Below are 24479 nucleotides of genomic sequence, written 5' to 3' on the forward strand. Positions count from 1 at the left end.
GTCCCAATTCGGGGCCGCTATTTCATATGCTAATGTATTATAAAACTTAATCTGTAATCAAAGGGTAATCGCAATTATTAATTGGTTATTATGTTTTATAATACATTAGCATATGAAATAGCGGCCCCGAATTGGGACCGCTATTTCATGTATTGACTGTATGTTTAATAAGCCAACCAACCTGCATCTGCTGTAACGACCGTGCCGTTCACGAAGCTTGCGTCATCGGAAGCGAGGAACAAGGCAACCTTCGCGATTTCCTCAGGCTCGCCCGCGCGCGGGTTAATGCCCATGCCGGCCATCGCGCGGCCCATGCCGAACTCGTTCGGAGCGGTGAGCGTGGAACTAATATTCGTAATAACGCCGCCTGGCGCAATCGCGTTACAACGGATGCCTTCATTCGCGTATTGGAAGCCAACGTTTTTCGTGAAGCCGACTACGGCATGCTTAGCAGCCGTATAAGCCGCGCCCGCTCTAGAACCCTGCAATCCGCCTGCAGAAGCGATATTGACGATGACTCCGCTTTTTTTCTCGAGGAAGATTTTCAAGGCTTTGCGTGTCGCTCTCATCGGACCTGTCGTATTCACCGCGAAGACGCGATCCCACAGCTCGTCCGTCAGATCAGCAGCCGGAACGAAGTTATCCATAATGCCCGCGTTGTTAACAAGAATGTCCAGCGTGCCGTATTGCTGCACCGTCGTGTCGATCAAGTTCTGAATATCTTCTTCCTTAGCGACATTCGTTGCCAGCGCAAGCGCCGTTCCGCCTTTGCTTACGATCTCATCGACAACCTTGCCGGCCGCCTCCACATTAATATCCGATACGACTACTTTAGCGCCTTCTGCCGCAAACAATTGTGCAATTGCTTTGCCCATTCCCGATGCCGCACCCGTCACAATAGCTACTTTGCCTGATAGTTTCATGCTTCATCCTCCGTTTGCTTAATTGATCATGCTCTATTCATCGAAACCGCTCAACATTAGCAATCATGCGACAGGATAAACATCACACCACATGATACTTTTAGTATAATAAAGGTTAAATGGACGAACAATCAGTAATCGCCGGCCGTTTGTTCAGTAATGAACAATGAGACCTCGTATGTTCGTTAACGCTGCAAAAAAAAGGACGTGTTGCAAGGTGCAAGTGTCCAAGCCCAAGCTTGACCGCAGGATTGTACGAAGTAAAGATGCCCTGAAGCAGGCGTTGTTATCACTAATGACGAAGAAAAAATTGTCCTCTATCTCGATCACGGAAATCGTCGAGCTCGTCAATTACAATCGCGGCACGTTCTACGCTCATTATGATAATAAGGAAGCTCTGCTTGACGAGATCATTGACGAGCTGATGGATGAATTCAAGCAAGCGTATCGGTCACCTTACGAGCAGGTCAAAGTATTTCATGTTGCCGAAATGTCGGCGAACGCGATCAAAATATTCGAGCATATCCATACACGGGCTTCCAGCTATAGCGCCTTAGTAAACAGCGACGTCCTCCATGTCATTAAGGACAGAATGTATCGCGTCCTACAGCAATTGTCCATCACAGATATGGAGCAGATGAACAACGAAATCAATCAAGAGCTGCTCACGGTCTACAGCGTAAGCTCATTGCACGGTCTAATCTTCTACTGGATCGAGAACGGCTTTCCGTATTCACCGTCCTATATGCAAGAGCAGCTTCACAAATTAATTAACAGTCAAGCCATAACAAGCCCCATCCATATGCGCCACTAATCAGCAATGTGCAGCTCTCTGTACTTAGCTGGGGTCACGCCTTCCTTCTTCCTGAAGGTTGCGACAAAATGGCTTACGTCGTTAAAACCAACCTTTGCAGATACATCCTTAAGCGCCATGCTTGGATTATGGACCATAATTTTTTTGGCCTCCCGTATTCGCAATTGAATGAGGAAGGAATACGGGCTCATGCCGAAGGCGTCGCGGAACAGTTCATTCAGGTAAGAAACACTCATTTGAGCTTGCTCCACGATTTCGGGAAGTCCAACGTTAGCTGCGCAGTTATTCTCCATCCACTGTACGACGGGCCTTAGTTTATCATAATACTGGGATAACGACGGCTGATCATTGCGCATTCCGAATTTTCGCAGCAGCATAAGCAAATGGTCGAATTCGTGTTTGAATTGTTCCCGGCGCTTCCGCAGCCGGACATAACCAACGTCGCAACCAATGCAGCGCTTACGCTAAATAAACCTAGTCTTTTCATTTTTATCCCCCTGATATGAAATATCTTTCCATCTCACATCGAATTATAAAGCGATTACAAATTGATTTATATATAATAAACGGAGGGTCGAAAGTATAAGAATCTTATGGTTTCACGCGCGTTGAAGTCGTCGATTATGAGGGGATTGAAAGGAAGAGTTGACTGTCGTTGCACATCCTGCAACGGACTTTAGCTTAGGAGCACTTATGCCGCGTGCTGGTTGCATAATGTGCAATGAAACGAGGATCCTAAGTGAGTCTAGAGGGCAATCGCCCCAAATAGAAACGGGACGGAGCAGATATAATATCTGCTCCATCCCGTTATTTAAACCTGCTTACTTCGCCGTTACGCCGCCGTCCACCGGCAGCTCGACGCCTGTAATATACGATGCGTCATCGGAAGCAAGGAACAGCACCGCTTGCGCGACCTCGGAAGCTTGTCCCACTCTCGGCAACGCCGTCTGCGACAAGAACCATTGCAGCATTTGCTTGTTGTTCACGTGCTCGGAGCTCATTGGTGTCTCAATATAGCCAGGGTGAACCGAATTGACGCGAATATTGTCTTTGCCGAAGTCGGCTGCTGCCGCTTTGGTCAACATCCGAACGCCGCCTTTGGATGCGGTATACGCGCCAGCACCGCTGCTGCCCGTCAGACCTGCGATAGAGGAAATATTTATTATAGAACCGCCCTTGTTCGCTTGCATATGCGGAACGACATGCTTCATCCCAAGGAAGGTGCTCGTCAAGTTGATTGCCATTACTTTATTCCATTGCTCGACGGTCGTATCCAGTAAGCCGATCGCCAGCGAGATGCCTGCGTTGTTGACGAGAACGTCGATGCGGCCGTATGCGGCTATCGCGCCTTCCACTACTTTGACCCATGCATCCTCTGAAGCAACGTTATGTCCGAAAGCAATCGCTTGTCCGCCGCTTGCAACGATCTCGCTTACAACCGCTTGAACCGCCGTTTCATTAATATCCGTTGCTACGACAGCCGCCCCTTGGCTTGCGAACAAGAGCGCTTCCTCGCGTCCCATGCCGCTGCCGGCTCCCGTTACGATTGCTACTTTATTCGATAATCTAGTCATGCTCATCTCTCCCCTTCACGAGTGTTTTCACTAAAGATGATCTATTGGAAAGCAAGTTGTGATAGTATTACTATCACTATGATTCATATAATATCATATGACGATTCAGAACTCAATTGTATCTTGCTTACAGGATGCCCCTATCGGTATAATAGCTAGAAATACAGGTGCGAAGAACGGAAAAGGACAAGGTGCTCATGGATCCAAAAGAAAGATACGAGAAGGAACGTTATGACAGCAAGCAGCACCGATTAGCAACAATCATCGATGCAGCGGAGCGCGTGTTCACGAAGAAGGGAATCGAGAAAACGACAATGCAGGATATTGCGAGCGAAGCGAATATCGGCATCGCGACACTATTCCGTTATTTTGCCAAAAAAGAGAAGCTTGTCGTTGCCGTCGCCTCCAAGCTGCTGGAGCCAATCTACGAGCGCTTCCAGGCGATCGCCGCGCTTCCAATGAACTGCCTGGAGAAGCACGAGGTGTTGTTCGACTTCTTCATCGAGGACCATAACAACCCCAGCGCAAAGTTTATGGCTGATTTTGAGAGCTACGCCTCTCATTCCACGGAGCCGCTTGAAGATATTTTGGAATTCAACGCCTTGAACCGGAGTGTATCGCGTGAATATGCGAAGATTATCCAGCAAGGCATCGCTGACGGTTCTGTCCGATCCGATCTTCCGGTTCGCGAGACGTTGACGACGCTCGTTAATACGTTCGGATTATTTTCCAAGAAGCTGTCCTCTCAGAAAAACATTATGCTGTTGGAGTCCGACCTGGAGTCCGATCATCAGTTGGCCATTCTCAGAAAAGTATTCATTGATTATTTAAAAGCATAATCACAAGTAACGAAAAAAAGCCGGGCAGAACGGAAGCTACAACCTCCGTAACGCTCGGCTTATTCATTGTCGATCCAAAACCTTCTAATTACGTTGCCGTCTTCTTCCACAAAATCGCGATCTGGGATGCCGCCGTTTTTTAGAATCGTTTTGGCAGAGGCTGTATTGCTTTCGTCGCATACCACAAGAACGCGGTTGATGCCTAGATGCTTCGCTTCAATTAGGGAAAGCCGCAACAGCTCGCCGGCGTAACCTTTTCTTCGCTCCGAAGGACGAATCCCATATCCGATATGACCGCCTCTCTCTAACAAAAAAGGAGTTAAAGCATGTCTGATGTTAACAACGCCAAGCAGCAGCCCCTGCTCTCCTACAAGCCAATATGTAGAATCCGGCACCCATCCTTCAGGCAGGTTTTCTCCCCTCTCCCGCTCTTCATACCACTTAAGCATCCCATCGAAATCAGAAGGATCCTTGCTGACGACCCACGGAACAGCGTCTTCGCCGCTCAATTGCCATTCCATATAGTACGCCATATAGGCATCCCTCAAGGCTTCTGTAGGCTTCGTTAATCGAACTTTCTCCATTCCTGCCCGCCTCCCATTCGTTGAACCGCTACTATTGGATCATTTGCCGCCCGATCAAATTTCCTTTTTGTTGCAACTATATCATATATCGACACGTTAATAGGATAGATTTGGTTATTTTTACAGAATGCATGAATCGCTACACACATTGAGGAGGGTAATTATTTATGCGTAAAAAGAGAATGCTAGTCAGTATCGCCGCCGTACTAACGGTAGTAACCTTGCTCGTGAACAGCACGCCGGCATCCGCAACCGTCACCTCTTTCGGCAAATGGGCAAGCCGTACGAAAACGATGTACGTCAACACGAGCAGCGCCACTACGCCATGGGCAGCCGGCGCTAACAAATGGAAAACCAACACGAACTTCAACATAAGCACAACGCTTGGAACGAGCAGTACCTATTATGCGGTCAATGTGAACACATCGATGGCCACGTGGGATGGGCTGTGCACATTCACCGTAGACGGAGGCATTATATCGCAAGCGACTTTGAATATTAATACGTATTATACCTCGCAGAGCAAGTATACGAGCAGCATAATTACTGCCGTTGCCGCGCATGAAGTCGGACATTCGCTAGGTCTCGAGCATACGTCCGTCGTGGAGACGACCTCTATTATGCATCCTTACACGTTTAACTCGAACGGCACAACGGCAAGAGCGCTCAACCCTTCCGCCAATGATATCTCTGTCGTCAACGGCTTGTACCCGCTCCAATCGAGCTTCGCGCTTGACGAATCGAGCATCGAATCCGAAGCGCTGGCAGACGGCGTCTACGTTCATCCATCCTGGTCCGTCTATTACGAGGACGAAGCCTCGCTCACCGAAGCGGCCGATCTCGTTGTACGCGGCCAAGTCGTGAAAGAGAAAGGAAGCAAATATAAGAAAGGCGACTACAAGAATTACAAAACAGATGTTAACGTCGGCGTTCTCGAAGTGCTGAAGGGCGAATACGAATCCGACCAACCGATTACCTTATCGCAAATGGGAGGAACGGACGGGGATGTTACTGTATTCTCCGATATGTCCACCTACCTGAAGAAAGGACAAGAGGTCATTCTATTCCTGCGCAAGATGGCTGATGGAACGTATATTCCGATCAATGAAGACGACGGCATTTATGTAGCCGATTCTAGTTCTTATGCGAACATTGCATCGAGCAAGAAGCTGGATCAGAAGAAGATAAAGTAGATTCGCTGCAGGAACAAAGAACCGCCTCTCGGCTTGCAGAGGCGGTTCTTTCTGTTTTCCAATAATATGCAACATCTAGGCCAAACCATGCGTTTAGAGGATGAGGTGAACAAGATGAAAAAACTAATATTAATTCTACTGATCGCTTTGACTAGCGCTTGCTCGAACGGCGATACCGCCAGTCGGGCTGACGATTCCGCCGAAGCTCCCAGCGCTGCCGCCGCTATGGCAGACAATAGCAGTACAGAGACCCTAAAGAAGAGCGTAACAAAGTCATTCGCTTCCTTCCCTTATGCGCTAGTCAAATGGAACAATACCGTTTATAGAATTACGTTCGCTGAAGCGATCATGCCAAGTGAAGAAATCGGCGAGATTCAATATACATCACTAACGGAATCTGGAGCGACGCCTAATAATTTTTCTACCGAATACGAAGTGGGAACGAAGCTTTGGTCGATCGACCAGATCGATACGAGCGACGCCATCGCCATTGAGGCAGCTCCAGGCAAATACGTGAAGGCGGTCAATCCTAAGACAGAAGAATAGCTTCTACAACACCAGCATGTTAAGCGCCTTTATTAATGGCTCGCCTTGAGTCCCGAATGACGATATCCATTTAACGATTATCTCCTCATCGATCTTCATGATCCCGGCAGATTGGACATAAGCCTTAATGCCATCTTGAAGCGTAACCCGAACCGAAGCGGGGACCAAGCATTGTACGGCGAAATAAGCCGCTCTCCCCCGCTCCGTCCATTGTTCGCCAAGTCCTAAGTCCGCTTCATACACCCGCTTCCGAGCTTCCTTCTCCAGCTTCAAAGCTTCTTTCTCTACAATTCCGTTCAATGGAATACCGATACGTTCGAATTGCTCCGGCGGGGCATCGTTGGCCCGCATCAAATCCGCCATCAGCTTTATCATCCTAGCTTCAGTCGTTTCATCCACGATTGGCGTTTGCTGGCGTGGGTCAACCTCCAGATCGAAGAGCAGCGTCCCGTGCAAGTAGGGATTCAAATACGTATGCGCCTCAATCTCCAACGTTCGGCAGCCCTTCGTAAACGCAAAAGGCTCGCGCAAGTGTAAATCGGCAAGCTCGTTAGCCCCAAATCGATTATGCATATGAGTCGGCATCAGCGTATACTCGCGAAGCGGCCCATTATCGAAGCGCTGCGGCGCCCGCATATAGACATATCTGCCGTCGGTTACGTTGATATGACCGCCATGCATGCCGAAGATAGCAGCTTCCCGCAGCTTCGTCCCGTGGTCCCCATCTTTCCCGTCGATAACTCCGCTAAGCGGCTTGCCCTGCATATCCGATGGGATCGGCKTCCCGAAGAATTCAAGCAGCGTCGGCGCGATATCGATCGTCTGGACAAGCGCATCCGTTCGCGTTCCCTTCGTTTGATGGCGCGGGTCCCACACGAAGAGCGGAAGATTGACGATTTCATTGTAGAACGGCTGAATGTTTTTGCCCCACCATCGGTGCTCACCCAATAGGAAGCCATGGTCGGTGTTGACGATCAGCATCGTATCCTCCCAAAGATTATGCCGGTCGAAAACATCCAGCACCTTGCCCAGATACGTATCGCACATGCTGAGCAAAGCCGCATACTCGTAGATCGCATGCTGAATTTCCTCCGGCTGCTGCGAGGCTTTGCCGTAATCCGGCCAGTCGAAATGTTTGCCGTCATAGAGATGAGGATACAAATCCTTGTATTTCTTCTGAGTGAAAAACGGTTCATGGGGATCAAAAGCCTCAATCTGCACAAACCAATTGTCCTGATTCCGGTTCGTCTCGATAAATTCGATGCCGTTGTCGAAGGTTACGGCAATCGGCTGCTTCTCTTCCGTATCCAAGTAAGCGCGATTCACCCAATCTTGACGCCATAAGCCGCCGATCTTTGGTCCCGATAGCGACTCGGGGATATGGGGATCCTGCACATTGCCCTTCCACGGATCGCCCTCCTGCCCCCTCGCATACTCCCAGCTGTTAAAGCGAGTGTGATAAGTGGCGCCTCCGTCCTCGAAATAATGCGTATGGTCCGTGGACAGATGGGTATATATGCCGTTTTTCCGTAAAACGTCGATTGCCGAATCGTCGAAGGGCTCCAATGGCCCCCAACTGCGATGCAAAAAATTATGCCGTCCCGTGTGCAGCTCCCTGCGCGCCGGCATGCAAGGCAAGCTGCCCGCATAACAGCTATCGAACGTGACGGTCGCCTCCGACAGCCTTTCAAAGTTAGGGGCCTTGATCCATTCGCAGCCGTAGTTCGGCAGCATATGCTTGTTAAGCGAATCAAACATGACCATTACAGCCTTCATTTCCCGTTGCTCCTCTCGCTTGCTCCGACCCGAAACCCCATATTGCCAGCCGAGCTATCCGGGCTGTTCGAGCTTCGAGCCGCGACGCGGTATCGATTGCAATACGACTTGTGGCATAAATACGAGCCGCCGCGGGTCGATCTCGTCTTCCCCGAGCTTGGTCCTTGCGGATTGATGCGCACATCATGCACCGGCGAAGACGGGCTGAACCAATCGGAACACCATTCCCATACATTGCCGACCATATTGTATAGGCCATAGCCGTTTGGAGCATAGGCATCCACGGGCGCCGTCGTTTCGTAGCCATCGCTGGCATTATTTTTGTACGGAAACTTCCCCTGCCAGATGTTGCATCTATGCTCGCCATCCGGTTTCAGAAGATCTCCCCACGGATAACGCTTCTGTACTAGCCCGCCGCGCGCGGCGAATTCCCATTCCGCTTCGCTTAGCAAGCGCGTGCCGGACCAGGCGCAATACGCAGCCGCGTCGTTCCAAGAAATATGAACAGCCGGATGGTTCATCCTTTGTTCGATATGCGAACCCTTTCCTTCCGGACTTTGCCAATCCGCGCCTTCTACCACCCACCACCATGGGGTGCTTTGGGCCGTACTGCGTACCTCCTGATCCGATTCCTTCGTCACGTACAGATGGAATACATATGACCAGCCGAATCGCTCGGCATCCGTCCGATAGCCCGTATCGGCGACAAAGGCAGCAAATTCCGCATTCGTCACTGCGTATGGAGAGACGTAGAAAGGATCGATTGTCACCTCGCGGATAGGTCCTTCCCCGTCGGCCGGAAAGCCTTCCCGGTCCTCCGTTCCCATCAGGAAAGAACCGCCCTTCAGCAGCACCATCCCTTCATGCGGAACACCAGCAGACATCTTGCCGAATTCGTTATCGCTCGTCTTGCTTTCGTAAGCTACAGCTTCTGTGCCCCTGCCGACTTGGCAGCAGCAACTGCCAGCTGCGGCATTTCCGCTAGCAGCAGTAAGCTCCCGCTTGATCGGGTAATCCATCTAAATTCCCTCCTGACGCCGGAGCTCGTCGTACCAGCGCGTAACGGCTTCTTCCAGCTCCCGAGCCTTATCGGGGTATTGCTCGCGCAAATTGTTGCGCTCGCCGGGATCATGCTCGAGGTCGGATAGATGAACGGCATCCGGCGCCTGACGGCCGAAATCGAGCTTGCCGTTAAGCACAAGCTTCCACTTGCCTTCGCGAACGGCTAGTTGCCCCTCGTATGACCAAAATAACCGCTCGTGATGCTGTTCCCCCGGCTGACCAAGCAGCGGCACGATGCTCTTGCCATCCAAATGGTGCACAGGCGGTTCGATTCCCGCAAGCTCCAGAACCGTCGGAACGACGTCCATCATGGCGCAAGGCTCATGTCGGACAATACCGCCGCGTCCAAGCAGCGCCGGATAGCTAAGAATAGCGGGCTCGCGAATGCCTCCGTCGAACAGACTGCCTTTGTGTCCGCGGAATATTCCCGCAGAACCGCCGTAATAAAGATCCTCCGTGCCGTCCAAATAATTGCGCGACTCCGTCGACGGTCCATTGTCGCTAGAGAAAAATATGATCGTATTGTCATATTGCCCGGTTCTGCGCAAAGCGTCGACAATCTCGCCGACACCGTCGTCCACCGCGGAGATCATCGCCGCCATAATACGCTTATCCGGAGGCAGATCCGGATAACGATCTACGTATTTCTGCGGCGCATGCATTGGATAGTGGGGAGCGTTATAAGCCACATAAGCGAAGAACGGCTCATCATGGCCTTCATTGCCGTCCGCTTCAATGAAGGCGACGGTTTTTTCCGTAATAAGCTCGGTCATATATCCGCCATTGCTCCATACTTCCTTGCCGTTATGCCATAGATCATGGACAGGATTAACGCCCCTCTGCTGCTCCCAATAAAAAATATGCGAATAATAATCCACGCAGCCAGCCAGGAAACCAAACGACTCGTCGAAGCCGTGGGCATTCGGATTCTGCTCCGGCGTTACGCCGAGATGCCACTTCCCGAACAATCCGGTGCGGTAGCCGTGCGGCTTCAGCAGCGACGCGATCGTCTTCTCGTCCAACGACAAGCCCGCTGTTCCGCGTTTGCCGCTTAAGATACTCTCCACTCCCGTCCGTACCGGATAACGTCCGGTCAGCAGCGACGCGCGAGACGGGGAACAGACGGGAGAGTTCGAATACCAATTCGTAAACCTGGCTCCCTCTTCCGCCAGCCGATCGAGGTGAGGCGTGCGGATATGCTCGGAGCCGTAGCTGCCCAGATCGCCATACCCCAAGTCGTCGCAATAAATAACGATAATATTCGGTTTGCTCATCGTTTCTCTTCCCTTCCCCATGGATTCGGCGAAGCATCCAGCAGAGTCCGCGTGTAAGCATGCTGCGGACTTGAAATAATCTGCTCCGTTTCTCCGCTCTCGACGATTTGTCCGCCGTACATGATAAGGATTCTATCGGACATATATCTTGCGCTTCCCAAGTTATGCGTGATCCATATCAAGGAAAGATCATAGTCGTTTTTCAAATCCAGCATTAAATTCATAATGTCGATTCCTATGGATACATCCAGCATCGATGTCGGCTCATCGGCGACAAGGACACGCGGATTAATGCCTAGCGCCCTGGCGATCATGACCCGCTGCTTCTGGCCGCCGGATAGCTGGGAGGCGTACTTGTCGATGTAATCCTCGGCGGGAGTCAGACCTACTTGCGCGAGCAGCCCCAGCACTTTCTTCCGAATATCGCCCTGCTCTCCATGCAGTTGAAGCGGACGGCCAATGACGTCTTGAACGCGGTAATTCGGATTCATCGTTTCGAACGGATCCTGAAAAATCATTTGCAGGTCTTTCGCGACCGCCTTGCGGTCCTTTGATTTCCTGCTTGTCTGACTGCCGTCCAGCAAAATCTCGCCGCTCGTCGGATCGATCAAGTTCACGATCATTCTGGCGAGCGTGCTTTTGCCGCAGCCGGATTCTCCGACAATCGCCAGCACTTCGCCCTTGTGAAGCGTAAAGCTTACGTCTCTGACCGCACTGAACTTTTTCTTCTGCAGGAAAGAGCCCGATTCGAATACTTTGCTAACGCGATTGACTTGCAGCAATGGCTTCATGGTTACCCTCCCCCGATCCATACAGATGGCAAGCTACCATCCCTCTATCGTCGTTGATTGCGCTTGGCTCAAGCGAAGAGCAAACATCGGTCGCATGCGGGCAGCGCGATTGAAAGCGGCAGCCTGCCGGGGGCTCGACGAGATTCGGCGGCGAGCCCGGTATACCTTCGATTCGCACCTTCGGCCCCGACAAGGAAGGAAAGGAGCGAAGCAGTCCTTGCGTGTAGGGATGGCGAGCCCCGCCGAGCAGCTGCTCCGCGCTGCCAACCTCGACCATTTTGCCGGCATACATGATGCCGATCCGATCGCAAATTTCCAGCATAAGCGGCAAATCGTGCGTAATGAACAAAACGGAAAAACCGAGCTCCTTCTTCAGCTCGACAATACGGCTCACGATCCCTTTCTGAGTAACGACATCGAGCGCGGTCGTCGGCTCATCCATAATAATAAGCTCCGGCAGCAGCGCCAGCGACATGGCGATAACGACGCGTTGGCGCATGCCGCCTGACAGCTCATGCGGATAGCTGGCCAACTTCTCCTTGGGCATCTCTACGAGAGCAAGCAGCTCTTCCGCTCTGCGGAGCGCATCGCGCACGGATACGCCCGCCCCGTGCGCAAGTATCACATCCGTTAGTTGGTTCCCGATCCTCATCACCGGATTTAGGTTATTCATCGCGCTTTGCAGCACGACCGAAATTCTCGACCAACGATACGGCCGAAACTCGGCTTCGGTAAGACTCGTGAGCGGTTTGCCGTCGAAGACGATGCTGCCTCCTGCCAGTCGTGCGGGCGGACGCAGCAGCCTGCTGATGCCGTAAGCGGTCGTCGACTTCCCGCACCCGGATTCGCCGGCTAGCCCAAACATTTCTCCCCGCTCGATGGAGAAGCTTACGCCATCGACCGCCTTGAACATTCCCCGCGGCGATTCGTATTCCACTTGCAAATTGCTAACGTCCAGTAAACCCATGCGTATCGCCTCCTGTATTTCAAGAAAAATGCTGCTGCGCGCCCCGTTTCGCCCTGAATCGCTCAAGCGTACCGTTGCCGAGCAGCACGAAGCCGAAACAAAATAGCGCTATCGCTACGCCCGGCGGCACAATCCACCACCACGCATCGTACATAATGGCGTTGTTGGTATGCGCCAGCGTAAGAATCGTGCCCCAGCTTACGCTCCGCGGATCGCCGATGCCAAGAAAGCTTAGCCCGGCCTCCGCAAGCACCGCCTGCGTCGTTACGCTGACCAGGTTGGCCGCGATGATCGGGAATAGGTTCGGCAATATTTCCGTCGTCATGATTTTGAAATTGCCCATCCCGACGACCCGCGCCGCCTCCACGTAACCGCGCTGCTTCTCCGACAGCGTCTGGCTGCGGATGCTTCGTGCCATGTACAGCCAGCTGAGCAGACCGATGACGAGAATGATGCTCGTGAGTCCCATGGACGGCAGAAACGAAGCCAGAATGATCATAAGCGCGATGACCGGAATGATGAGCAGCAAGTCGACGACGAACATCAAGGCATCGCTTACCCATTTGCGGTAGAACCCGGCGGTAAGTCCGACGAGAACGCCGATGACCGTCGTAATGGCTCCCGCCAGAATGCCGACCAGAAAAGAGGTTTGCGTGCCGTATATGAGCTGCGAGAACAAATCCTGTCCATAGCTATCTGTACCGAGCAGATGCTTCGCGGAGGGCTTGAGCCACGCTTCGAATTCAATGTCGTTTTTGTTATAAGGGGCAAGCAGCGGCCCGATGAACGCCGCAATCGCAAAAAAAGCGAGAATCGCGAGCCCTGACAGCTGCTTGCCGTTCCATGCGCGGGAACCTTCCACCGGGGAGTTGGTCTTCATATCCGTTCAGCTCCTAATTCAGATTGACGCGAGGGTCAATAAAGGGATAAATCAAATCGGCGATTAAATTAACGGCGATGATCGATACGGCAATAACGAGAAATGCACCTTGGATTAACGGATAGTCATGATTCAATATCGCGTTATTGGTGAGCATCCCTATTCCGGGGTAGGAAAATACGATTTCCATCGTGATCGCCCMGCCGACGACATGACCGAGCGACAACATAAATCCCGTAAACGAAGGCAGGAAAGCGTTACGGATTCCGTAGTGGAAAACACGTCTTCTCGATGACAGACCTTTGGCCCGCGCGAGCACCATGTAATCCTCGGATAAAACCCGGATCAAATTGTTGCGAAGCACGAGAATATGGCTCGCAACCGATGCCAGAGCGAGCGAAACGATCGGCAATACGGCGTGATAGGCGATGGAACCGACCTTGCGGATCGGGGAAAGCGTATCGTAATCGACAGGAATCGCCTGACCCATCGGTAACCAATCCAGCTTGTATCCGAAAATAAGAATAAGAATAATGCCGATCCAAAAATACGGAACGGAGTTGATGAAGAAGCTGACGCCGAGCGCCGAATTATCGAACCACGAGCCCGGTTTCAATGCGCCCTTGACGCCGATCAGCCAGCCGATTCCGTAGCTCAGCAAGGTGGCGATAAAAACCGTACCCAGCGTCCACGGCAAGGCGTTCCAGAGAACGTCCTTGACGGGCACCGGGTAATTGAAATAGGAAATGCCTAGATTGCCTTGGAACAATTGGACTATATAGCTGCCGAACTGATGGAGCAGGCTCGGATTGTCGAGTCCGAACTGCTTTCGCAGCTCATCCGCTATCTCGGCCGAGCCAAGCGCGGTCGTCGAAGCGATCATTTCCGCAGGATCGCCGCCGATGAGCCTTGGCAGCAGGAAGTTCATGACGATCGCCGCGAGGAGAGTCGCGATTGCGAACGCGACTCTCCTGATGACGTAGGACAATTGAATCTTCATCGGTACAGCTCCTCTTTATTTCTTCGTGACCTTCGCTAGCGAAATGACGGAGGTCGCCGGAACATTCGTGTCGTAATTCGTGAATGCCGTTTCGCTATATGGCGTCTTGCCCGTGCTGTATAGCGTAACGATAGGCGCGAGCTCGGCGACTCTTCCCTGTACCTTCTTGTACAACTCCGCACGCTGCTCCGCATTCGCTGAAGCGGCTTCGTCCAGCCATCCGTCCACTTGCTCATCTCTGAATCTCGCCCAGTTAAGTCCCGGAGAATTCTCGCCGATGGGCGCCGTCATTTTGCTATGGAACACTTCGAGCGCGGCTTGCGGATCCGGAGGAACGGTAATCCCGTTTTGAATCAAATCATAATCGCCCGACATCGCAAGGCTCGTAAGCTCCGGCCAAGTCACCATCTTGATCGTCGTTTCGATGCCCGCCTGTTTCAGCCAATCGGTGATCATCGCGCCTTCTTTGTTCTGCGCCGGAGCGTTAGCCGCCATATAGTACACGAAGGATAGCTTAACGCCGTCTTTCTCGTAGATGCCTTTGCCGTTCTTCGCGTAGCCTGCATTCTCTAGCGTCTTGCTCGCTTGTTCGATGCTGAACTGCAACGAAGGATCGGATGTTAGACTCTCGTCAACCAGACTGCCGAAGCCTTGGGACAGGAATCCAGGATTGCCGAGCGTGGCTGCTCCCATCTCGCCTTTCTCTACGACTTCCTCGCGATTGACTGCTTGCTGAATCGCTTTGCGGACGGCTGCGTCGTTCAAGCCCGGCTTGTCGTTATTGATAATGACCGCGTAGGTGGACAGACCCGGGAATTGCTGCAGTTTGTTATCCTTGTTCTCGAGCAGCTTCGGAAGACTCGGCATCGCGATCGCGCCTGTCGTCCCTTGAATCTCCCCTTTTTGCAGCGCTAGCGTAATAGCCGGCGAATCTTTGAACCGTTGAAGAACGAGCTCGGTAATTTGCGGAGCTCCTAAGAAGAAGTCCGTATTGGCATCGAGCAAAATCGCGCTTTCGTTGATGTTTCTGAATTTGAAAGCTCCTGTGCCGATCGGCGTTTTGTTCAGAAACGTCGCCGGATCCTCTTTCTCGAACAAATGCTTAGGTACGATATAAACCGTGGTCAGGTAGTTCTTGAGCGAAGGGAACGGGCTGTTCAATTGAAAGACGACCGTATCGGAACCGCTTGCCGTCACGCTGCTTAGACGGGTGTCGCTCCATAACTGATAAGAATCGAGCACGGCATGATCCTTCAACGCTTGGAACGTATACGCAACATCGTCGGCCGTGAAAGCTTCTCCGTCATGCCACTTCGCAGCCGTGTTCAGCTTCACGGTAAACGTCTTCTGATCCTCGGACCATGTACCGCTATCTGCCGCGAGCCGATTGATCAGTTCACCTTTGACAGGATTGAAGTAATAAAGCGCGTCATACACATAATCGAACAATGGACGATAATTGCCTGTTTTCAAGTAAGGATTAAAGTTGTTGACCTGCTCCGGATTAATGACGTCTCCGATGCGGTACGAAACCTTCTCGCCCTTGGCCGGCTCTGACGTCGCGGGAGAATTGGTTGCTTCCCCTTTGTTTACTGCAGGAGGCTCGTTGTTGGCGTTATTGCTGCAGCCTGCGAACAGGGCGACCGACAATAACGCCGCGATGCCTAACGGTACATACCTTTTGAACAAATTCACTTTCGATTTGCGATTACTCATACATAACCCTCCACCATTGTAGTCTGCCGCTCCGATTCCAATATCGAATATGCGGCTAAATAAAAAAAACACAATACAAAGCTATCGCCATCAGGCAATATTTTCGCATTGTGTCTCCGGCTGTCCGGTAGACAAATATCCTATAAGATTACTCGGCTTTACAGCCGACTTCATCATCATACAACCTAGTTAACAACTTGTAAACACCTATTTATTATGTGTTCATATTTGTCGAAATAACGCTTATAATAAGGTTCGAAAGAGGAGTTGGCAGTAACTGACGCGAATGAATAACACTATAAACCGTTGCGGGAATGAGGCTGGAGCGCTTTGAAAACATGGGAAGAGGAGTTAGACGACCTTCGTGTGAAACGTCGGGATCAAATCCTTGAGGCTGCTAGAGAAATTTTTTTGGAGAAGGATATGTCCCAAATTACGATGGTGGATATCGTGGCCAAGGCGGGGATCAGCCGGGTGACGATGTATAAATATTTTAATTCGATACATGAAATCGTGTTTGAAATACAGATCAAAATCATGAACGAAATCTCGCATTATTTTCAGGTGGACGGCGATTCCGGCAAGACTGGCGCGGATAAACTAAGCATTATGCTGAACGGCTGGCTGCTGCTTTACCGCGAGCATCCCGACCATCTGCGGTTCATCGGGCTGTTCGATCACTTCTACCGAAACTCATTTCCTTCGGAGGAGCTTCGCAAACGGTACAAAAACTCGATGGAGGATCGCGGGGAGCGTTTCAAGGCCGCCATCGAAGAAGGCATTAGCGACGGCTCGATCCAGCCTTCCTTCGATCCGAACATCCTCGAGACGATGATTCAGAATACGATCATCAGCATGATGCTGCGAATGGCGATGCGGGGACATCTTATTCAGAAGCAGTGGGATGTAGATCCGGAGCAAATTCTGATTTACTTAATGAATTTCGTATCGCAGTTCGTCCGCACGAAACCCGATCTTAGCGTGTTTGAGCTTGTCTCTCCCGCCGTGACGGAGCAATAACATGAACAAAAGCCGGCTGATCAGAGAGGCCTTTCATACAGCCCCTCTGATCAGCCGGCTTTTGCCGCTACCTAATATCCTTTGAACTCGTCATTCGATAGTTCCTCCCTAGCCGCGATCAGCCAAGGATGGACGAGCTTCATGTTCGCCCGGTTGTCCCAGAGGTGATCGAGATACACCAAGATGCCTTCGATGAGCTGGTCGTTGTTCACCTTGTCCTTGACGCTCTGCAGGTAAGGGTGGTCGCCGGGAAGCTCCCATGCCATTTTGTCCGAGATGAACAGCACTTTATCGAGCAGCGTAGAATTTGCCTTGAGCGTTGTGTGGCATTCGATCGCATTCAGGATTTCCTCGTCCTCGACATGAAACAGTTCGGCCGCCATCGCTCTCGACAGCTTCTGATGAACGATGCGGTCGTACTTCCTTTCCTCGTCGAGGATTGGGATCGCCAGCTTCTCAGCCGTTTCCATCATGGCGTTAACGGGAATGACATTGCTGATGTCATGAAGCAGCGCCGCTGTTACGGCTTTCCTCGGATCGGCCTCGTATCGTTCAGCCACCCTCTGCGCAACTCCGGCTACCTTGTATGTATGATCCAGCGTGTCCCGATCGTCGTTCAGCTCGAAAAACCGCTTAATATCTGAACGTAAATTACCGGTTGGCTCAAACCCTTGCACGTAAGGAAGTAAAACCTCATTCATCGAAACGCCCCCGCCTCTATTTATTTTCGGCCAACACGGTTAGCATTCAAAAAATCATTTAACGTACTTATTTCGTCTGTCATGAATACTAACTCTCTGTTCTTTCGCTCTAACAATACGTAATAAGATCCATCTAGATTCAAAGCAACGCGTTCGTCCGGAATGTTGAAGCCGTATGTATGAATTAAATGCTGCGTATCTTTAATCTGGATAAGATGCCTCTCGGGATGGTCGCCGTAAATCGTTAGTGCGTAAGGMTGATCATGGCCACGCGTGTTTAAGTAGACCGTTGCACCGATGAACAATGCCAGCATCCCGATTCCCGAAACAAATAGTATCCGATTGAGACCCCATTTCCTTCTGTCCCTCATGCTGTTGCCACCTCTCCGATGAACGCCATCCCTAACCACCTTTATATTATATCATTTGTTAAAATTTTGAAATCGGTAATTTGGAATTCAGCTAGAGCGGTTTAGTTTCATTTGGGTGCTAGCGAGAAACCATTGATCATTACGAGCTAACTGCCGTCTAGAGTAAGGGGCTGTAGAAGTGCTGTACAACGCAATAGTGGTATTTCGTCGTTACTACTTACGTAGCCCTGAACCGAACTAAATCGCAACCTCCGCCAAAGCTGTGTAGCCATCCATAATAGGATGTGATACCCAGCTTATTCGCACAAACCTAGGTTACTTGAGGAGAATAGGATGCGAAATGCAGCTTATGGTTGGTGAAAGTGGCAATGGTGGGGGAGCAGGCGGCGTGGCGGATAGAATAGGATGGGGAATTCATCCTATTCGCACAAATCTAGTTTACTTGAGGGCAATAGGATGGGAAATGCAGCTTATGGATGGCGAAACCGACGGTTGCGTGGGCGAGCAGACGGCGTGGCTGTGCGTGTAACGGCATTTCGTCAAACTAATTCGGCTTATTAGACCATACATCGGAGATCAGCTCCATTAACGGCCTAAAATCGAACTAAATGAGGCAATTCCACTGCTACATTCCCATTAGTGGCCCAAAAAGACACTATTAGCACCTCAGGGCTCTGCTGAGGTTTTGGTGCAGCGTGTGTGTCCGTATTTCTTGCAAAAAAAGAGGCCGCGAAGCATCCACAGCTTCGCAACCTCTGTTCCACTTATAATAATGCCTTCGCAATGAGTGCTTGCCATTCTTCGACTGACGTGTCTCGCGCGACGAACCATGCTTTGCCTTCGCCGTATCTGTTCTCGGTATAGACGCCGCCGCTTGGTCGTACGCGAATCGAATCGGTAACGAAGTTATTCGCGTTCCATCCGAATACGCTGCCGTACAGTTCTGGCACCTGAGTCAAAAAGACGTTGTCGCCGTTTTTGCGGAACAAGTCCGTCGTCGCGATGAGACGACCGCCACTTTGTACGTATTCTGACAAACGTTGCTCCAGCGCGGCGTCATGAAGCAGATGCAGCGGTACGATGACCAGCTTATGATCGCCAATATGCTCTGGCGTATATAGTACGTCGACCGAACGAGTCTCGTCGTATAACGAACGATAAACGGTGTCTACCATGTAATCGGCATATGCGATATGATCGGATACCGAGATCCGGTAGCTCCATGAGCTCTCGAAGTGATAGTAAAGGCCGATTGGCGCAGCTTGCGCTTCCGTCGGCTCGATATAATCGAGGTGACGCTCCGTGTAGTCACGCACGACACCATAGTTGGCGGACGGCTCACCCGTCAGCGTCAGCAGCTCGGGATGTCCCCCGCCCTGCTCCTGTCCCCATGGGAACGGCTTCGCCTTGAACAGGAAAAACCGGCTGCAGCCGCGGTCCTTCAGCAGCTCCATCTCGCTGATCAAGTTGCGCGAGCCCGTGCCGTATTCCATCATCCAGAACGGACGCTGCAGCACGCCTCGGCATGCGTCTCCGTAGAAAGCAATCTCATGCGGCTTGTCGCTGTAGATGTCCATGCCTACGACATCCAGCCCGTCGAATAGCTTCGACCAGTCGACGCTGTCGCCCCAGCGGAACATGAACGCGTTCGTCGTTATCGGCCGGCCGTCAATAAATGGCCTTAATGCTTCGGCCTGCTTCCTCGCATAGTTGACGATGGACAAAGATGAGAACTTGGCGAAAGCCATCTCTAGACTCGGATTCTGCCACATCGTTACATCGGCGTCGATCTTCGCCGGAAGCGGAATTTGATCGAACCGCTCATAACGCTGTGACCAGAACACCGTACCCCAGCGGCGGTTAAGCTCTTCTACCGTGCCATATGTTTCCGCTAGGTACGCATGGAACGCCTCCAGAGAACACTCGCCGAAATCGAATTTTGTCTCGCCGCCGAACTCATTGTCGAGCTGCCATGCTACGACAGCCGGATGGCTGCCATAGCGCTCTGCCATCTTCGTTACGATGCGCATGGAATAGTCCACATAATGCTTAGAAGAGTAAGAGCGATGCTGTCTTGCCCCGAAGCGGACGGTAGCCCCGCTGCGATTCACGGGCAGGACATCCGGATGCTTCTCAACGAGCCAGATCGGCGGGCAAGCGGTAGGCGTGCAGAGCACAACTTCCAATCCGCAGGCTGCCGCTTCCTCAATGGAGCGGTCCAACCACTCCCAATCGAACTCGCCGTCCCGCGGCTCCAATACCGCCCAAGCAAATTCCGCGATTCGAATTTGCGTAATACCCGCTTCTTTTATTTTCTTATAATCAATCGGCCAGTGTTCCGGCTGCTCATGCTCTGGATAATAGGCAACACCAAGGATCATGCCCTATTCGCCCCTTCCGTATTATCGTTGTCTGTATAATTGGCTGGCATTATTATGCATTCACATACAATTGGGCCTTTCTCCGTAAATAGGAGCTTCTCGCCGCTTGGCAATTCAACATGAACCGGCGTATCCCCCGCACGGTTAACCGTTAGACGGAAGCGGCCAGCTTCGATGGCCCACTTCACGGCCACTTCTCCCTTCGGCGTCATACAGCTGCCRGAAGCCCACTGCAGCGTACCCGTATGCGGAGTGATGCTGATTGCTGCATATCCCGGCAATAACGGCTTAACGCCAAGCACGGAGGCAGGCAGATCGTAAAGCGGCAGCGCTCCCCAAGCGTGGCAATCGCTGCGCACCGAGACCGGATCTTCGACCCAAGACGTCAGATTAAGATCAGCTTGCTCGCGCCATGCATCCCATAGCTGGAAGGTATGATCGTATAACCCAGTCCGCTCAAGCGCGCGGAACAAATAATAAGACATCGCAAGCGTAACTTTCGGCAAGCTATTATCGTTCAGCATCCGCTGCATCAACCCTTGAGCCTCTCCGTCTGAAGCCGTTCCCGTCAGCACCGCCCAAATTTGCGCATGCTGGCTATAATCCTCAGAGGATGGGCTATCGCGATACAATTCCCGCTCCGGCGACCAGCAATGTGCTCTTACCGCTATACGAATGCGATCTGCGCGTTCGCGATATTCGCTTGCCGTGTCTCTTCTGCCCGTCACTTCATTAAGCTCCGCAGCTTTCTCAAGCGCGTCCGCGTACATCAGGTTATACACCGTCAGCGGCCCAGACTTGCCTGAAGGAGGAGCTCCGGCATTGTGCCTCCACGCTTCCGTCCAATCTACGAACGACCAATACGCTTCGGGCATGATCCCCACAAGTCCGGTCGAATCAATACGATTCTCGAACCAGCCAAGTACGGCATCGATAGTCGAGCGATATTGGCGAACGAGCGCATAGTCTGCAAAATGTGCGTAATGATCATGGACCATCATGACCCAGAACAGCGCGAAGCCCGGTATAATCTGCCGCGAGACTGACGGATAACGGCTCTGAAGCATGCCGCTTGGCGTAATTGAGCTATGGAAATCGTAGATCGCTTTTCTCGCCAGCCTATCATCGCCGCTAACCTGATACGTGAACAACGCTTGCAGGCGCGTATCCATCTCATATTGCATCTGCTCGTAAAAAGGAGTGTCCTCGTACGACTCGTGCATGCAGTTACGCAGCGTGTTCAGACTGATGTTCCATAACGGCTTTAACGTTGCATCTGATGCGTCAAAATGTCCGATTTCCTCCATCGGATATCCCGTTCGGCGTATGGAGATTCGCTCCAGCACAAGCGCTTCGTCCGAAGCTTTCACCTGAAGTCTAATGTAGCGGAATGCACGTCTATGAAAAGGCTCGTAAATCTCAGCACCATCCCGATTCCCATAGCCTGCAGCGGTATATTCATCTGTAAAGCCGTACAGCGCCTTGCCATCCGGCTCATCGCGCACGCCTTTATTTCGTTGTCCGTTCGGCCCCGGCGGATACTCGTAGCACTCGGAATACAACAGCGTGACATGCGCACCTCTACCGCCCGACAGCGCTAAGCGCGGATAACCCGCCATTAACTCCGGGGCTTCCAGTTCAAGCCATAGCTCCTCTCCCGCAGCCACCGTTAAGCTTCCGAGATCGCCCCCGCTCAGCGTGGTGCGAGACCATATACGACCCGATCCTTCTCCCTGAACGATAGCCGTGAAATCGCACTCCGCCTCCCGCATGAGCGGAATCGGCCTAGGCGTCAGCTGCCACTTGCTTAAGCTGCCGTACATCTTATCATGCGTAGGTGCAATGACGGCTGCTTGCTTCCAGCCCGCATCATCATACGGAGCAGATTCCCAGCCGAAGGGCCACTTCGCACCGTCAACCTGCTCGCCCCCGCCGATAAACAAAGTATACGTTTCCGGCTGAAGCTGAAGGGCCTCATATGGCAAGGGAAGCGCTTTCCAATTATCGCTCGAATCCAGCGATTCCAAGCGCTCGCCGTCGCCATCCTCCAAGCTGCCCTCCAGAAGAAAACTGCCGGCCCCGGAACGCCACGCCGATGCCGGCCCCCATTCTGCCCCGTTCTCTCTAGCCGATGCCGGATAGCGCATAACCCGCGCGGCTAGCACGTTAAAGCCAGCGTTTAAGCGGTCTGTCAGATCGAGCGTCTCGTAATAATACGTATTGGCATCGCCTTTGCATGGACCTTGCGCAACCGATTCGCCATTCAAGTACAACCGGTAACGGCTGTCCGCCGATACGCGAACCATGAGCCGGTAACCCTCTCCTTGCACGGGAACCTCGAAGCTCCGCCGGAACAACACCGTTTCAGGACGATCCCCGCCGGCTATTGCCGAATTATCATGCTCAGCCCATATCCAGCTGGCCGTCCATGCTCTGTTCTCTTCCATCTCCTGCTCCTCCTTCGTCAGCGCGCAGAGCGGTATTCGCTCGTGCTGACTCCTGTATAAGCTTTGAACCGTTTATAGAACCAATCGAGCTCGTTATAACCGACCGTCTCCGCGATCTCGTATACTTTCAAGTCGCTCTGAATAAGCAGCTCCTTCGCTTTTTCCATTCGTATTTGCAGCAAATAATCGTTGAAGGTCATAGCCGTGGTCGCTTTGAAYAGCTTGCCGAGATAGTTCGGATTCATGTAAATTTGCTGCGCAACGCTCTTCAAGCTCACGTTACCTCCATACTGCTCTTGGATGAGGCGTTTCACTTCGTCCACGATTTTGTTCGGACGCAGCTCCTTGCCTCTCATGAGCAGCGCGCATACATCTTTGCATTTGCGTTCCGTAATCGCTAGAAGCTCCGCCATCGTCTTGCACTGCATGACCGATTCATAATCGCCTAACGCATGATCGAACAAACCTTCATGGCTTGCTCCCGACTCGCGCACGATGCGGTAGAGCTGTACGAACAGCTCCACAACGGACAGTTTAGCTTGATTTGCCGGCACGCCGCCCCCTTGGAAGCTTTGCCACAGCGCCGCAAGCGTTTCATGTGCCGCTGCACTGTCGCCGCAACGAATGAATTCGATCAGCTCGGCGGCTAACATCTGAAATTGCTCGCGATCCATATCGTTATCCAGGAGCTCGTTGTCCCGACCTTCCAGTATCGTACCGGCTCCCGTCAGAAACTTGCGGTCAAGCGCCTGCTCAGCAGCCGCAAACGATGCCGGCGCATCTTGGAAGCCGTCGACGATCGTGCCTATGCCGATCGTAACGGTTTCTTTCGCATACTGGCTCACCGAACGGGAAAGCCTCTCCGCAAGCTCGCGCACGGTTGAAGGCGTCACCTCCCCGGGCTCACCTGCGCAGAGGATGCCGTATCGCTCCTCCGACTCCTCGAACAGAAATCCGAGCCCGCCCGTCACCTCTTCGCTAATATTGCGTGCCGCGTAACGCTTCAACTCGACGTCTCTCTCCGACAATACACTCTCGGAGTCACTAGAGAAGCTCGCTTTGCCATAGACGAAGTCCAGCTCCACAATTAGACAGCAGTATCGCTCTGGCAATCGTCCCATCTCCAGCAGCGACAGCTGCTCCTCATATTCCTTGCTGTTCATGCCGCCATGCGTCAGCTTCCGCAGAAACTGATCGCGGATGGCCGACATGCCAAGCCGGTGCTGGCGCTCGGATAATCGCGCCTCGGCAATGCTCGCTGCCGTTCGCTTGAGCAGCTCAATCAGATCCTCCTCATCGACCGGCTTAAGCAAATATTCCTTCACGCCAAGCTTCATCGCTTCGCGCGCATATTCGAAGTCGTCATAGCCGCTTAATACGACGACGTCCGTATCGGCGGTAAAGCTTTTCATTCGTGCGATAAGCTCAAGTCCATTCATGATCGGCATGCGAATATCGGTCAGCACGAGCGAGAACGTATGCTCCTTAAGCAGCGACAGTGCTTGCTGTCCGTTCTCGGCCTCCGCTCGGATGACGAAGCCGTATTGCTCCCAATCAATCAAGTAGCGAAGCGATTGTCTTGCCACGGGTTCGTCGTCTACGATCAATACGTCATACATC

The 24479-nt window shown here is 52.1% G+C and carries 23 protein-coding genes; 6 read left to right on the top strand and 17 right to left on the bottom strand.

Features of this window, described 5'->3' with window-relative positions:
* Positions 1-164 precede the first annotated feature (164 nt).
* The gene (locus tag AB4Z33_RS08520; protein WP_442049518.1) at positions 165-923 is read right to left on the bottom strand and encodes an SDR family oxidoreductase; all 759 of its coding nucleotides are present in this window, start codon (positions 921-923) and stop codon (positions 165-167) included.
* A 295-nt stretch (positions 924-1218) separates the two neighbouring features.
* Here AB4Z33_RS08520 and AB4Z33_RS08525 point away from each other — a divergent pair, with 295 nt between their 5' ends.
* Entirely contained in the window at positions 1219-1737 is a 519-nt protein-coding gene (locus tag AB4Z33_RS08525; protein ID WP_442049519.1) for a TetR/AcrR family transcriptional regulator, read from the top strand.
* Here the strand turns inward: AB4Z33_RS08525 and AB4Z33_RS08530 are convergent.
* Together AB4Z33_RS08530 and AB4Z33_RS08535 are read right to left on the bottom strand one after the other, a co-directional pair.
* Positions 1734-2114 (bottom strand): helix-turn-helix domain-containing protein, encoded by a 381-nt coding sequence (locus AB4Z33_RS08530; RefSeq protein ID WP_442049520.1) that lies wholly within the window; start codon positions 2112-2114, stop codon positions 1734-1736. The two genes, AB4Z33_RS08525 and AB4Z33_RS08530, sit on opposite strands and share 4 nt — an antisense overlap.
* 444 nt (positions 2115-2558) lie before the next feature.
* A complete protein-coding gene (locus AB4Z33_RS08535; RefSeq protein ID WP_442049521.1) occupies positions 2559-3311 on the bottom strand; it encodes an SDR family NAD(P)-dependent oxidoreductase in 753 nt (250 codons plus the stop codon).
* A gap of 167 nt (positions 3312-3478) precedes the next feature.
* On the opposite strand from AB4Z33_RS08535, the gene AB4Z33_RS08540 reads away from it, so the two are divergent.
* A complete protein-coding gene (locus tag AB4Z33_RS08540) occupies positions 3479-4150 on the top strand; it encodes a TetR/AcrR family transcriptional regulator (protein ID WP_442049522.1) in 672 nt (223 codons plus the stop codon).
* 59 nt (positions 4151-4209) lie between these two features.
* Here AB4Z33_RS08540 and AB4Z33_RS08545 read toward each other — a convergent pair whose 3' ends face one another.
* A complete protein-coding gene (locus AB4Z33_RS08545) occupies positions 4210-4734 on the bottom strand; it encodes a GNAT family N-acetyltransferase (protein WP_442049523.1) in 525 nt (174 codons plus the stop codon).
* 167 nt (positions 4735-4901) lie between these two features.
* Here AB4Z33_RS08545 and AB4Z33_RS08550 point away from each other — a divergent pair, with 167 nt between their 5' ends.
* Both AB4Z33_RS08550 and AB4Z33_RS08555 read left to right on the top strand, forming a co-directional pair.
* Positions 4902-5927, top strand: a complete 1026-nt coding sequence (locus tag AB4Z33_RS08550; protein WP_442049524.1) for a matrixin family metalloprotease — start codon at positions 4902-4904, stop codon at positions 5925-5927.
* Positions 5928-6041: 114 nt separating this feature from the next.
* Complete coding sequence (locus AB4Z33_RS08555; RefSeq protein ID WP_442049525.1) at positions 6042-6473, top strand: hypothetical protein; 432 nt, start codon at positions 6042-6044, stop codon at positions 6471-6473.
* Positions 6474-6476: 3 nt separating this feature from the next.
* Here the strand turns inward: AB4Z33_RS08555 and AB4Z33_RS08560 are convergent, their stop codons facing one another.
* From AB4Z33_RS08560 to AB4Z33_RS08595, 8 genes are read right to left on the bottom strand one after another with little or no spacing between them, the layout of a single operon-like run.
* Entirely contained in the window at positions 6477-8249 is a 1773-nt protein-coding gene (locus AB4Z33_RS08560) for a sulfatase-like hydrolase/transferase (RefSeq protein ID WP_442049526.1), read from the bottom strand.
* On the bottom strand, positions 8246-9268 hold the full coding sequence (locus AB4Z33_RS08565) for a formylglycine-generating enzyme family protein (protein ID WP_442049527.1): 1023 nt from the start codon (positions 9266-9268) through the stop codon (positions 8246-8248). The genes AB4Z33_RS08560 and AB4Z33_RS08565 overlap by 4 nt, the downstream gene beginning before the upstream one ends.
* Entirely contained in the window at positions 9269-10585 is a 1317-nt protein-coding gene (locus AB4Z33_RS08570; protein ID WP_442049528.1) for a sulfatase family protein, read from the bottom strand.
* The gene (locus AB4Z33_RS08575) at positions 10582-11376 is read right to left on the bottom strand and encodes an ABC transporter ATP-binding protein (RefSeq protein ID WP_442049529.1); all 795 of its coding nucleotides are present in this window, start codon (positions 11374-11376) and stop codon (positions 10582-10584) included. The genes AB4Z33_RS08570 and AB4Z33_RS08575 overlap by 4 nt, the downstream gene beginning before the upstream one ends.
* On the bottom strand, positions 11345-12343 hold the full coding sequence (locus tag AB4Z33_RS08580) for an ABC transporter ATP-binding protein (RefSeq protein WP_442049530.1): 999 nt from the start codon (positions 12341-12343) through the stop codon (positions 11345-11347). Before AB4Z33_RS08580 ends, AB4Z33_RS08575 begins: the two co-directional genes overlap by 32 nt.
* A 19-nt stretch (positions 12344-12362) precedes the next feature.
* Positions 12363-13223, bottom strand: coding sequence for an ABC transporter permease (locus tag AB4Z33_RS08585; protein ID WP_442049531.1), 861 nt, complete (start codon positions 13221-13223; stop codon positions 12363-12365).
* Between the two features lie 13 nt (positions 13224-13236).
* Entirely contained in the window at positions 13237-14223 is a 987-nt protein-coding gene (locus AB4Z33_RS08590) for an ABC transporter permease (RefSeq protein WP_442049532.1), read from the bottom strand.
* Between the two features lie 15 nt (positions 14224-14238).
* Positions 14239-15939: an ABC transporter substrate-binding protein gene (locus AB4Z33_RS08595; protein WP_442049533.1), complete on the bottom strand. Its 1701-nt coding sequence runs from the start codon at positions 15937-15939 to the stop codon at positions 14239-14241.
* Between the two features lie 330 nt (positions 15940-16269).
* On the opposite strand from AB4Z33_RS08595, the gene AB4Z33_RS08600 reads away from it, so the two are divergent.
* Positions 16270-16959, top strand: coding sequence for a TetR/AcrR family transcriptional regulator (locus AB4Z33_RS08600; RefSeq protein WP_442049534.1), 690 nt, complete (start codon positions 16270-16272; stop codon positions 16957-16959).
* Between the two features lie 71 nt (positions 16960-17030).
* Here AB4Z33_RS08600 and yqeK read toward each other — a convergent pair whose 3' ends face one another.
* Complete coding sequence (gene yqeK / locus AB4Z33_RS08605) at positions 17031-17660, bottom strand: bis(5'-nucleosyl)-tetraphosphatase (symmetrical) YqeK (protein ID WP_442049535.1); 630 nt, start codon at positions 17658-17660, stop codon at positions 17031-17033.
* Positions 17661-17680: 20 nt separating this feature from the next.
* Positions 17681-18031 (bottom strand): hypothetical protein, encoded by a 351-nt coding sequence (locus AB4Z33_RS08610; protein WP_442049536.1) that lies wholly within the window; start codon positions 18029-18031, stop codon positions 17681-17683.
* Between the two features lie 388 nt (positions 18032-18419).
* Here AB4Z33_RS08610 and AB4Z33_RS08615 point away from each other — a divergent pair, with 388 nt between their 5' ends.
* On the top strand, positions 18420-18560 hold the full coding sequence (locus AB4Z33_RS08615; RefSeq protein ID WP_442049537.1) for a hypothetical protein: 141 nt from the start codon (positions 18420-18422) through the stop codon (positions 18558-18560).
* A gap of 235 nt (positions 18561-18795) precedes the next feature.
* Here AB4Z33_RS08615 and AB4Z33_RS08620 read toward each other — a convergent pair whose 3' ends face one another.
* Genes AB4Z33_RS08620 through AB4Z33_RS08630 form a run of 3 tightly spaced genes read right to left on the bottom strand, consistent with a single transcriptional unit; the run spans position 18796 to position 24478 of the window.
* A complete protein-coding gene (locus AB4Z33_RS08620) occupies positions 18796-20412 on the bottom strand; it encodes a beta-galactosidase (protein ID WP_442049538.1) in 1617 nt (538 codons plus the stop codon).
* Positions 20409-22859: an alpha-L-rhamnosidase-related protein gene (locus AB4Z33_RS08625; protein WP_442049539.1), complete on the bottom strand. Its 2451-nt coding sequence runs from the start codon at positions 22857-22859 to the stop codon at positions 20409-20411. Before AB4Z33_RS08625 ends, AB4Z33_RS08620 begins: the two co-directional genes overlap by 4 nt.
* 17 nt (positions 22860-22876) lie before the next feature.
* Positions 22877-24478 carry a response regulator gene (locus AB4Z33_RS08630; protein ID WP_442049540.1) on the bottom strand — a complete coding sequence of 534 codons (1602 nt, stop codon included), beginning with the start codon at positions 24476-24478 and terminating at the stop codon, positions 22877-22879.
* Position 24479 lies beyond the last annotated feature (1 nt).

The organism is Paenibacillus sp. 2TAB19 (assembly GCF_052115185.1).
GTDB lineage: Bacteria > Bacillota > Bacilli > Paenibacillales > Paenibacillaceae > Pristimantibacillus.